12 protein-coding genes are annotated in these 11,670 nt (G+C 37.2%); 9 read left to right on the top strand and 3 right to left on the bottom strand.

Translation table 11 applies throughout. From position 1 onward, the window contains the following. Positions 1-20 precede the first annotated feature (20 nt). From NITER_RS02210 to NITER_RS02170, 9 genes are read left to right on the top strand one after another with little or no spacing between them, the layout of a single operon-like run. Positions 21-1,076, top strand: a complete 1,056-nt coding sequence (locus NITER_RS02210; RefSeq protein ID WP_084276191.1) for a quinone-dependent dihydroorotate dehydrogenase — start codon at positions 21-23, stop codon at positions 1,074-1,076. A 38-nt stretch (positions 1,077-1,114) separates the two neighbouring features. After that, entirely contained in the window at positions 1,115-2,395 is a 1,281-nt protein-coding gene (locus NITER_RS02205; protein ID WP_197685328.1) for a M16 family metallopeptidase, read from the top strand. A gap of 2 nt (positions 2,396-2,397) precedes the next feature. After that, positions 2,398-4,758 (top strand): right-handed parallel beta-helix repeat-containing protein, encoded by a 2,361-nt coding sequence (locus NITER_RS02200; RefSeq protein WP_084276194.1) that lies wholly within the window; start codon positions 2,398-2,400, stop codon positions 4,756-4,758. A gap of 9 nt (positions 4,759-4,767) precedes the next feature. Then, positions 4,768-5,655 carry a 4-hydroxy-tetrahydrodipicolinate synthase gene (dapA, locus tag NITER_RS02195; protein WP_084276196.1) on the top strand — a complete coding sequence of 296 codons (888 nt, stop codon included), beginning with the start codon at positions 4,768-4,770 and terminating at the stop codon, positions 5,653-5,655. Beyond that, positions 5,652-6,416 carry an enoyl-ACP reductase gene (locus NITER_RS02190; protein ID WP_084276197.1) on the top strand — a complete coding sequence of 255 codons (765 nt, stop codon included), beginning with the start codon at positions 5,652-5,654 and terminating at the stop codon, positions 6,414-6,416. The genes dapA and NITER_RS02190 overlap by 4 nt, the downstream gene beginning before the upstream one ends. After that, positions 6,416-6,949, top strand: a complete 534-nt coding sequence (pgsA, locus tag NITER_RS02185; RefSeq protein WP_084276199.1) for a CDP-diacylglycerol--glycerol-3-phosphate 3-phosphatidyltransferase — start codon at positions 6,416-6,418, stop codon at positions 6,947-6,949. The genes NITER_RS02190 and pgsA overlap by 1 nt, the downstream gene beginning before the upstream one ends. Before the next feature lie 12 nt (positions 6,950-6,961). Further along, entirely contained in the window at positions 6,962-8,026 is a 1,065-nt protein-coding gene (gene rseP, locus NITER_RS02180; RefSeq protein ID WP_084276201.1) for an RIP metalloprotease RseP, read from the top strand. After that, positions 8,019-8,693, top strand: a complete 675-nt coding sequence (locus tag NITER_RS02175; RefSeq protein ID WP_084276203.1) for a YggS family pyridoxal phosphate-dependent enzyme — start codon at positions 8,019-8,021, stop codon at positions 8,691-8,693. Before rseP ends, NITER_RS02175 begins: the two co-directional genes overlap by 8 nt. Positions 8,694-8,753: 60 nt before the next feature. Next, positions 8,754-9,410, top strand: coding sequence for a hypothetical protein (locus NITER_RS02170; protein WP_084276205.1), 657 nt, complete (start codon positions 8,754-8,756; stop codon positions 9,408-9,410). Here NITER_RS02170 and NITER_RS02165 read toward each other — a convergent pair. From NITER_RS02165 to NITER_RS02155, 3 genes are read right to left on the bottom strand one after another with little or no spacing between them, the layout of a single operon-like run. Beyond that, positions 9,407-9,637, bottom strand: coding sequence for a hypothetical protein (locus tag NITER_RS02165; protein WP_084276207.1), 231 nt, complete (start codon positions 9,635-9,637; stop codon positions 9,407-9,409). The genes NITER_RS02170 and NITER_RS02165 overlap by 4 nt on opposite strands. Continuing rightward, positions 9,627-10,718, bottom strand: a complete 1,092-nt coding sequence (truD, locus tag NITER_RS02160) for a tRNA pseudouridine(13) synthase TruD (RefSeq protein ID WP_084276208.1) — start codon at positions 10,716-10,718, stop codon at positions 9,627-9,629. The genes NITER_RS02165 and truD overlap by 11 nt, the downstream gene beginning before the upstream one ends. Before the next feature lie 9 nt (positions 10,719-10,727). After that, a complete protein-coding gene (locus tag NITER_RS02155; protein ID WP_084276210.1) occupies positions 10,728-11,546 on the bottom strand; it encodes a thiamine-phosphate kinase in 819 nt (272 codons plus the stop codon). Between the last annotated feature and the right edge of the window lie 124 nt (positions 11,547-11,670).

Below are 11,670 nucleotides of genomic sequence, written 5' to 3'. Positions count from 1 at the left end.
CAAAAAAAATTGGAATGCGGATGGATTATCAGACGATCAAGAATATTCTTTTTAAATTCGATCCCGAAACTGCCCATCATATAGCTGAAACTGCTTTTGAATTAGCAGGATTTTGCCCACCTCTTCTCAAAGCTTTGCAAAAACGCTACCAAGTTGAAGATCCGATTCTTACCCAAAAGATTTTTGGTAAAGATTTTAAAAATCCCATAGGAATTGCAGCAGGGTTTGATAAAAATGCAACAATGACTAAAACTCTCCATGCCCTTGGATTTGGGTATGTAGAAGTAGGCACTGTCACACCAAAGCCACAAGCTGGCAACCCTCGTCCACGTCTTTTTCGCTATCCTCGCTTCGAAGCGTTGCAAAATGCAATGGGTTTTAATAATGATGGAGCTGCTGTTGTCAAAGCAAGATTGCAACGCATTTACCCAGCCAATTTTCCAATAGGAGTCAACATAGGAAAAAACAAAACAACTCCACAAGAAAAGGCATTAGAAGATTATAGATTTTTGATTGAGCAGTTTCATACTCTAGGAGACTATCTCGTCATCAATATTTCTAGCCCAAATACTCCCAACCTGAGAGATTTGCAAAATGAAGCATTTATAAAAGATCTCTTTACTATGGCAAAAGAGATAACCACAACGCCAATTCTGCTCAAAATCGCTCCCGATATGAGCAAAAAGCAAGCAATAGAGCTAACCACCACAGCAGTTGAAGCTGGAGCAAGTGGTATTATAGCCACTAATACTTCAATTGACTATTCACTCCTCAAAGGAGCAAAAGATTTTGGTGGCATTAGCGGTAAAGTAATACAACAAAAGAGTTTTTCCATCTTCAAAGCTATTGCAAAAGAGCTTTTTGGCAAAACTTTGCTTATTAGCGTTGGTGGAATAGATTCTGCCCAGGAAGCTTACAAGCGCATTAAAGCTGGAGCAAATCTGCTGCAGATCTATACAGCATTTATCTATGGCGGACCAAAACTCATTCACGATATCAATCAAGAACTTATAACACTTTTACAACAAGATGGTTTTTCTCACATCACTGAAGCAATTGGAGCAGATTACAAATGAGAATAGCTCTTTTCATATTAATTTTACTTGGAGGACTAATGGCTAGCAGTTTGCCAAAACATTATGAAACAACACTCAAAAATGGACTCAAAGTTGTTGTCATTCCTATGCGTAACGGCAGTGGAGTTATCTCTACAGATATATTCTACCGCGTAGGGAGTCGCAATGAAGTAATGGGTAAAAGTGGTATTGCTCATATGCTTGAGCATCTCAACTTCAAATCTACTAAACATCTTAAAGCCGGTGAATTTGATGAGATCGTCAAGAGCTTTGGAGGAGTAGATAACGCTTCTACGGGATTTGACTATACCCACTACTTCATAAAATCAAGCGCAAAAAATCTTGATAAGTCTCTATGGCTCTTTGCAGAGCTTATGGAAAATCTCAAACTTGATGACAAAGAGTTTCAAACAGAGCGTGAAGTTGTAGCAGAAGAGCGCAGATGGCGCACTGATAACAATCCAACAGGATATCTCTACTTTCGCCTCTTTAACAATACATTTATCTATCACCCCTACCATTGGACGCCGATTGGTTTTATGCAAGATATCCTGCACTGGACAATCGATGATATCAGAAAATTTCACAAAACCTACTACCAACCAAAAAATGCGATTCTTGTTGTCGCTGGAGACATAGATCAAAACGAAGTATTTGCGCTAGCAAAAAAGCATTTTGAGCATATCAAAAACTGCTGTGACATACCAAAAGTACACCAAGTAGAACCTCCTCAAGATGGTGCAAAACGCATTGAGATCAATCGCGATAGCGAAGTAGAAATGATTGCAATTGCATTTCATATACCAAATTTTCAAAGTAGCGATCAAGTAGCTCTCAGTGCCATTAGCGAGCTTCTTAGCAGCGGAAAATCAAGTTGGCTCTATCAAACTTTAGTAGATGAAAAAAAACTTGTCAATCAAATCTATGCTTATAATATAGAGACAATCGATCCTGGAATATTTCTCTTTTTGGCTGTGGCAAATCCTGGCATAAAAGCTGAAACAATCGAAAAAGAGCTTTGGGCGCAAATAGAAAAGCTCAAAAAAGGTCAAATACAGCAAGAGGAGCTTGCAAAAATCAAAATCAATACAAAAGCTGATTTCATCTTCTCTTTGGAAAACTCAAGTAACTTAGCAGGTATTTTTGGAGACTACTACGCTAAAGGTGATATTGAGCCCCTTTTGCATTACGAAGAAAATATCGATAAACTACAGATTAAAGATTTGCAAGAAGCAGCAAAAAAATATTTTACTCGTAAAAACTCGACAACTGTAATATTGAGAAAAGAGATTGGGAATCTACCAACAAGTAAGGAATAATTGTGCACCCGGAAAAATATATCACGTTATTAACTCTATTACCACTCTCCATCTTTTCAGCTACATTCAATGTAAGCAACACTGCAGAGCTTCGCCAGGCTCTTGAAAACGCTGCTCACAATGGAGAAAATGATACCATCATCCTCCAACCGGGCAGATATGTGACGACGAGTGATGGAAAAGGGACTTTTACATTCCATGACGATGAAGAGTACAACCTCACCATCCAAGGAGCAGCGGGATACGACAGAAGTGAGATCGTTTTGAATGGAGATAATACTGATCAGGTGATGAATCTTACCAATGCCCATCGACCACAAATATGTTTACCCGGTAAAAAATGTAATCCTTTATCCAATCACAAAAAACCATATTCTAGACCATTTCTAAATCTTAAAAATCTTTCCATCTTATATGGAAAAGCTGACTCAAAAGGTGGTGGATTTTATACCGATATAGATGTTCTCATCAAGAATTGCAACATCTCTTATAACGCTAATAGCTTCAAAGAGAGCAATGGATTTTATGCAGGTGGAAGGGTAAAAATTCTCGATTCTATTATTTCTTACAATGAGGGTGAGGGGTTTCATTGTGATAAATCAGTAGAAATAAATAATTCCAAAATTATTTATAATAAAGGTATTGGATTTACTTCAAGAGGTTTAGTGAAGATTTTAGATTCTGTAATTTCTAATAATGAAGGAAATGGATTTTCTGCAAGTTCTGCAGAAGTAAATAATTCTACAATTGCAAACAATGGAGGAGATGGATTTTCTGCAAGTTCTGCAAAAATAACAAACTCCACAATTTCTAATAACAAAGGAAACGGATTTTCTTCATCACATACGGTAGAAGTGAATAATTCTATAATTTCAAACAATGGAGGAGATGGATTTATTTCAGATTATGGTTCAGCATATGTAACTAACTCTACGATTTCAAGCAATGGAGGAAATGGATTTTCTTCATCACATACGGTAGAAGTGAATAATTCTATAATTTCAAACAATGGAAGATATGGATTTATTTCAGATTATGGTTCGACATATGTAACTAACTCTACGATTTCAAGCAATCGAGGAAGCGGATTTTATTCCTCTTCTTATCATCATTCAGCAACGGTAATCAATTCCAAAATTTCAAAAAATGGGTATAATGGCTTTACGTCACATAGCAGTGTAACGGTAATCAACTCCTTTATTTTAAATAATAGATATTATGGATTTTTTTCATCTTCAAATTCTATTATAATTAATAATAATTTCATTAATAATCCAATTCACTCTAACGGTTTAATTGCTAATAATATTTTTTTCATAAATCAAATTAAAGATAATAGCGCAATAGACTATTTTTTTTCGAATAGTGAGTTTTCATGGGATAGCAATGAAATGCAGAATAAATGTATTTATTCTATAGCTGATTCAAAACTTTACAACAATTACATCAACTGTGAAAAAATAGATGAACATGGCTTTGATATCACCAAAAAAAGCAATCTCCTGCCATCGATCGTGGGTGATATCAAACTCAAAGACGACAATATCACTCTCCAAAGCGATTCTCCTGCAATCGATGCCGGGCTTAATCCTGACGATGAACTGTTCAAAAGATATTTTGACAATGCGCAAGAATACGCCAAGATACTCAAATACCTTAAAACAGACTACTTTGGCAATCCACGGATTGTAAATGGTAGGATCGACATTGGTGCCAGTGAATATGGCAATCCTCCCGCCCATCGAAACAAGCCCAAAATCACCATCGAAATAAGTAGCAAGCCAAAGATCTATCATCCTGTCATCATCCATCTCAATATCGAATCACCCAATGAGATCACCGAGCTTTATATCGACAAAGGCAACGGATACGAATCCATAGATCCGACAATTCGAAGCGTTTCCCTCACTTTCGATACTCCTGGAGATCACCTCATTAAAATCAAAGCCATCGACGATCAGGGCAACGTTGCCCAAGCACTCAAAATCATCACAGTGGAGAATTTAAGCGTCCAAGAAGCGATTGAGTATGGCAAACAGCTTTGCCAAAAAGATCCGGTAAGCTGTGGCATAACGACCACATCTGGAGCAAAAGAGATGATATTCACCACGCCAAAAGAGCATATCAGAAACATATTAGTAAAAAAATCTAATTATAATATTACCGGCTATTTTATACACTATAATGATCCTATTAGTACCAATCCCCTATTTGATTGGATATATATTTCATCGACTCTAAGAACAGTCAAAAAATTACAAGGTATGAAAAGTGATGGAAGCTTCTCTTGGAGTGAAAACTTAACTAATCTTTTCTCTTCTATCAAATTATCAAATGATGGAAGATCTATAACTTTCAAATAAAGGTGAATAATGGAAAAACTCAAAGGTGCAATGACAGCACTCATTACGCCATTTAAAGATGGAAAAGTTGATGAAGAAAAGTATGCAAAGCTTATACAAAGACAAATAGACCATGCCATAGATGTAGTCGTTCCTGTAGGAACTACTGGCGAGAGTGCCACACTTACTCATGATGAGCATAAAAAGTGTATAGAGATTGCTGTAGAGGTTTGTAAAGGTACGAGTACAAAAGTCATGGCTGGAGCTGGAAGCAACTCCACACATGAAGCAATCGATCTTGCACAGTTTGCACAAAAGGCTGGAGCAGATGCGATTCTTAGTGTCTCACCCTATTACAATAAACCTACACAAGAAGGGCTCTACCAACACTATAAAGCTCTTGCTAACGCTGTAGATATTCCAGTACTACTTTATAACGTTCCCGGCCGTACAGGAGTCGATATAAAGCCAGAGACTGTTTTTCGCCTCTTTGATGAAGTAGAAAATATCTATGGAATCAAAGAAGCAACTGGCTCAATTGAGCGGTGTGTGGAGCTTTTAGCAAAACGTCCAGAGCTTTATGTTATTAGTGGCGATGATACTATCAACTATCCAATCATCGCAAATGGCGGTATGGGAGTCATCTCAGTAACAGCAAACCTACTTCCAGATAAAATGAGTATGCTTGTACATGCAGGACTTGCAGGACAGTTTGATACGGCTAAGATGATCAATGACGAGCTTTTTGATATAAATAAAGCTCTCTTTATTGAAAGCAATCCTATTCCTATCAAAGCAGCAATGTATCATGCAGGTCTTCTTGATACGCTTGAGTATAGACTCCCCCTTGTACCACCAAGTAAAGAGAATATGGCAAAAATAGAAAATGCACTTACAAAATATAAGGTGGTACAATGAGTAAAACATTAGTTATTAGTGGAGGAACAAGAGGTATTGGTAAAGCAATTGTAGAGCGATTTGCTCGCGAAGGTATAGATGTAGCTTTTACATATAACTCCAATGAAGAGATTGCAAACGAATATGCTCAAAAACTCACCAAAATGTATGGCATAAAAGCAAAAGCTTATCAGCTCAATGTTTTAGAACCGGAGCAGTATAAAGATCTTTTTAAAAAAATAGATGAGGATTTTTCAAGAGTAGACTTTTTTATATCCAATGCTATTATTTCGGGCCGTGCAGTAGTCGGTGGTTTTGGGCCATTTATGCGACTGCGCCCCAAAGGACTCAATAATATCTATACTGCAACAGTTCTCGCCTTTGTAGTAGGTGCGCAAGAGGCTGCAAAAAGAATGGAAAAAGTCGGAGGTGGCAGCATCTTAACACTGAGCTCTACCGGAAATCTCGTCTACACTCCAAACTATGCAGGGCATGGAAGCTCAAAAGCTGCAGTTGAAACCATGGTAAAATATGCTGCACATGAGTTGGGTCCAAAACAGATTCGCGTCAATGCAGTAAGTGGCGGTCCTATCGATACAGATGCACTGCGCGCATTTCCAAACTACGAAGAGGTCAAAGCTGCCACAATTGCAAGAAGTCCACTTGAACGTATGGGAACCCCAGAAGATATAGCTGGGGCATGCTGGTTTTTGTGCAGCGATGAAGCTGGTTGGATAACAGGACAAACACTTGTTATTGATGGAGGTACAAGTTTTAGCTAATGCGTAGCAATATCAATATTCCTAATGTCCTTGCATTTATAAGGCTACTTTTAGCGCCTTTAATGTTTCTTTTTTTGGTGCAAAGAGATCTTTTTCCACATATTCATCCTAGCTGGCTCGATTATTTTGCAGCATTTTTGTTTGTGATAGCTAGTATTACAGATTTTTTTGATGGCTATATCGCCCGCAAATTTGATCAAATCACACAACTTGGAAAAATTCTCGATCCTCTCGCAGACAAAATGTTGACTTTGGCCGGTTTTTTAGGACTTTTAGTACTTGGTCGGGCTAATCCTTGGGCGGTCTATCTCATCTTGACTCGGGAGTTTTTCATCACTGGTCTGCGAGTAAGTGCGATAGGAAGTGGCAAAGAGATAAGTGCCAGCTTTCTTGGTAAAATAAAAACGATTGTACAAATGATTGCCATAGGCTTTTTGATTATGAACTGGCCTTTTGGAGAAGCACTCCTATGGCTAGCAGTAGCAATCACACTCTATAGTGGATATGAATATATCAAAGAGTATTTAAAGTAAAGAGGTAAATAGATGGGATTTCTTATAGCACTTATTGCGCTTTCAGTTATGATTTTTATCCATGAACTTGGGCACTTTTTGGCTGCCAGGTTTTTTGGAGTGACAGTTGAGAGATTTAGCATCGGCTTTGGTCCAGTTGTTGCAAAAAAGTGGTGTTGCGGTACAGAATGGGCAATAAGTGCCCTTCCACTTGGCGGATATGTAAAAATGAAAGGGCAAGATGACACAGACCCTACCAAAAGAAGCAGTGATCCAGATAGCTACAACTCCAAAAAACCGTGGCAACGTATTATTATTTTACTTGCAGGACCTTTTGCAAATTTCTTTTTAGCCTTTATTCTCTATCTCATTGTTGCTCTTGCAGGATATAGTACACTTGCACCTAAAATTGGCAAGGTAGTACCAAACTCTCCCGCTTCTCAAGCAGGATTGCAAAAAGGTGATGTGATAGTAACTATTAATAATCAAAAAATTACAACATGGGAGGATCTTAGCCATATTATCTCTTCACACCCAGAGCCACTCCATTTTAAAATCAAACGAGGAGAAAAAATCATAGAACTTACCATCACTCCAAAACCTACACAAACAAAAAATATTTTTGGAGAGACAGTTACAAGACCAATGATAGGTATCGCACCTAGTGGTGAGCTTGTAAAACTCCATCTTACGCCACTGCAGGCTATTCAAGTTGCATGGGACAAAACAGTACAAGCAAGTAAATTTATAGTACTTGGCATCGAAAAAATGATAGAGGGAGTAGTCTCACCAAAAGAGATCGGTGGGGTAATTACGATCATGGATGTTACTGCAAAGGCAAGCGAAGCTGGTATTATTGCACTTTTAAGCTTTTCGGCTCTCATATCTGTAAACCTTGGCGTTCTCAATCTTTTACCAATTCCTGCACTGGATGGAGGACACATTATGTTCAATCTCTATGAATGGATTACAAGACGCCCTCCTAGTGAAGAGATGCTCCTACGTCTTACCTATATGGGTTGGGTCTTTTTAATTGGTCTCATGGGACTGGGACTCTATAACGATATTAACCGTCTTATGGGAGTAACACATGGATAAATATAGACTACGGGATAACTTTGATGCAATCATCCAACGCGTAGAGGCTGCACGGATTAAAAGAAGTGAGCATCATATCGTACAAATTGTTGCTGTTACGAAATATGTAGGAACTGAGGAGATCCAAGCTCTCTATGAATTAGGACAGCGAGCATTTGGAGAGAGTCGTGTACAAGATCTCAAAGCAAAAAGTGAAGCACTTGCTGATTTGCCAATTGAGTGGCATTTTATTGGCCGTCTGCAAAAAAACAAAATCAATCATCTCATCGATCTTGAACCATGGCTCATGCAATCTCTCGATTCATATGAACTTGCTTTGGCTCTTGATAAAAGGCTAGACGCAAAAGGGAAAAAGATGGATTGCCTTTTGCAAATAAATAGTGCAAAAGAGGAGACTAAAGCAGGAGTAATGCCAGAGGCTGCTTATGATGAATATCTCAAAATCATAGAAAATACAAAATACATCAATCTTTGCGGAGTAATGACTATTGGAGCTCATACAGAAGATAGAGCAATTATCAAAAAGAGTTTTGAAACTACCTATAAAATATTTGAATCTCTCAAACCCCATGGAGCCGAGATCTGCTCCATGGGAATGAGCAACGATTTTGAGCTTGCTATTGAGTGCGGATCAAATATGGTCCGTATAGGCTCTCTTTTTTTTTGAATAACGATTTGATAATTTTTATTAAATATAATACGAAAAAATTAAATGAGGAGAAAAAATATGTTAAAAAAATTGGCTTACACACTTCTTGCAATTGGAGCAATTTCATTAGTGTATGCAGACTCTAATGCTAAAGAGTATTGTCAGCAGCACGGTGGTATATGGGCTGATGGAGTTTGTCTTTCTCAAACATATACTTCCTCCCAACCGAATTACCATAACTCCGATTCAAATATAGTTTATGCATTAAAAAGCAGAGAAATAAAGATCCAAGGATATTTTGCAAACTTTGGACAAGGAGCATATGATTGGATTTATAGACCAGTAGGCGGAGGACTTTATAAACTTAATGGTTTAGATCCAGATACCGGCTATTTTCAATGGACAGATTTAACTAAAAAATTTGTTTCTGTTTCCGTAAAACAAGGAAAGATTGTTATAGGCGATTCAAATGAAAATCAAAATTCAAATATAGTGAATACATTAAAAAACAGAGAAATAAAGATCCAAGGATATTTTGCAAACTTTGGACAAGGAGCATATGATTGGATTTATAGACCGGTAGGCGGAGGACTTTATAAACTTAATGGTTTAGATCCAGATACCGGCTATTTTCAATGGACAGATTTAACTAAAAAATTTGTTTCTGTTTCCGTAAAACAAGGAAAAATCGCCATAGGTAATTCAACTCTAGGGAGTCCTTTTCCAGGACTCTAAGGAGTTTCACAACTTGGAGGTTCCGTACCACAGGAGCCTCCGCAATATTGAACTTCTAGTTCATCAAGAGTTTTGCGCATCTGTGTAAGGATAAGTTTAGCTGCAACATCTTCATCAAGTTCAGGAATGTCCCATCCATAGCGTTTAAGCCATTTTTCTAATACTGCTTTTGTATCTTCTGCTATATCTTCTGCATATCTGCACTCTTCTTTATATTCAGCTCTCATTCTCTTCCTTTAATTTTTTATGAGCAATCTCTTCAAGCAAGATTGTAGCATAACTTCCTTTCGGTAAAAAAAAGCGTAGTTCATACCATGCTTCAGACTCTTTATAAACTCCCTCAATCTCTTGCGGGAAAACCCAGGCATATCTCCTATCACCTTTCATAAAGATTGCTGCATCATCAAAATCTTTCTCTATTTCTCTGGCTAGTCCCTCTGCTCTTGGAGTTTTCTCTCCTGGTAGTAGTCCAGTTACAGAAATACTTCTTTGCATAAATCGATTTGCTTCACCTACTGGATCGTCAACAAAAAAAATCTTTCCCATAGGATAGTGTTTGCAGATATCTCCAGGGAAAACTTTAAAAAACTGTTGCTGTGATTGAAGCTCTTTTATCATTACCAAAGGTAAATCAAAGATATTAGTAAGCTCTTTTGGTGCAAAACTGTCTAAGAGTTTACTCAGCTCTATACGTTTACTCAACCATAAATTAAATAGATGACTTTGATAGGCATTAAGAAAAAGTTTACGTTTCTTAATATTTTTAATCTGAAGATTATTATGGACAATATCATAACCTTTTTGAAAGTTATCCCCTTCTATTCCAAATCTTTGATATCCAAAATAGTTTGGCATCCCCTCTTTTTCGATAATTTTTAATACGTTAGATATTTTTTTGGCATCAACGGGTGATACTTTTTTGAGTCTTATAAAAAATCTGTTTCCTTTGAGATGTCCCAAGCGAATCTTATTTTTATGATAAGTGATCTGCACAATTTTTATTTGCGGGTGAGAAAAAGAGTCCAAATGCTTTTCATATTTTTTTGGCAAAGAGATGTACTGATAAGTCAAAGCATTCTTGTCTTTGAGTCCAGCATAGCCAATATCACGTACCTTTACTCCCGTTTGTTCACTAATAACCTGCAACATCTGCCATGTGGTAAGATTTTTTTTGCGTATTTGTACAATGAGATGCTCTCCCTCACCACTGAAAGGATAGAGTGGCACCTCTTCGACTACAAATGTCTCAGGGCTCTGGCGAAAATAGAAATTTATTGGAACATGATCTAAAAAAAAGAGTCTATCCATACAATGCCTTTAAAAATGGTTTGGTTTACAAATATTGCGATAGCTTCTACGCGTAACTCTACCAAAAATAGTTATTTTTGTTCGTGCTTGCTTTGCGCGGCGTACGATGGCTTTGTAATCTTTTGGATCAAAAGCAAAGAGAAGCTCATACTCCTCTCCACTACACCCTACCCTTTTTGGAATTTTGCGCAAAAATTTTATGCCAACTTTGTTGAGCCTTGTCATTTTTTCCAAATCATCAAAAAGCCCATCACTAATATCCATACAAGCTTGGATAAACCTATTTGCACGATGCATAAAATCTTTTCGCAATTGGGGGGCAATAAATTTAGATTTTTTGGAGACTTTTCCACCTCTTAAAAGTTTTCTCAAATCCTTTTTCACACTTCCCAGTGTCCCAGTATGTGCCAAAAGATATCCCTGGCGCAAAGGCTTACGAAAAATGGGCTTTTTGGTAGCAGAGACAAGCGTAATGGCAATATCAAGTTTTTTGCCAGCTACTGTATCACCTCCAATTATCTCTATACCATATTCCTGTGCAGTTTTTGCCAATCCCTCTTGTATTTGATGGAACATTTTATTTGTAAAATTTTTAGGGATTTTAATAGTTATTAAGGCAAATTGAGGCTTTGCATTCATAGCAATTACATCTGAAATATTGACAAGCATCGCCTTTCTAGCAATCTGCTTTAGACTCATCCATTCCTTTTTAAAATGGATATCTTCACAAAAGCCATCGGCGCTATAGACCATTCCATCAATGTAAGCACCATCATCCCCTATAAATTTACTATTAAACAAACTTATATAATAAAACTCTTTTTGCAAGGCTCTATCCTTGAATATTTGGTAAATATTGTAACAAAGGAGCCCTTAAAAAAAGAGCTTTGATAGCTTTTAATATTTTTTAGTATTTTAAATGATATAATCGTAAAAATCCTAACTTCAATAA

This window comes from Nitratiruptor tergarcus DSM 16512 (genome assembly GCF_027946175.1).
In the GTDB taxonomy this organism is placed as follows: domain Bacteria; phylum Campylobacterota; class Campylobacteria; order Campylobacterales; family Nitratiruptoraceae; genus Nitratiruptor; species Nitratiruptor tergarcus.
Note: the sequence above shows the minus strand (reverse complement) of the source record. Positions and strands in the feature narration are given on the sequence as shown.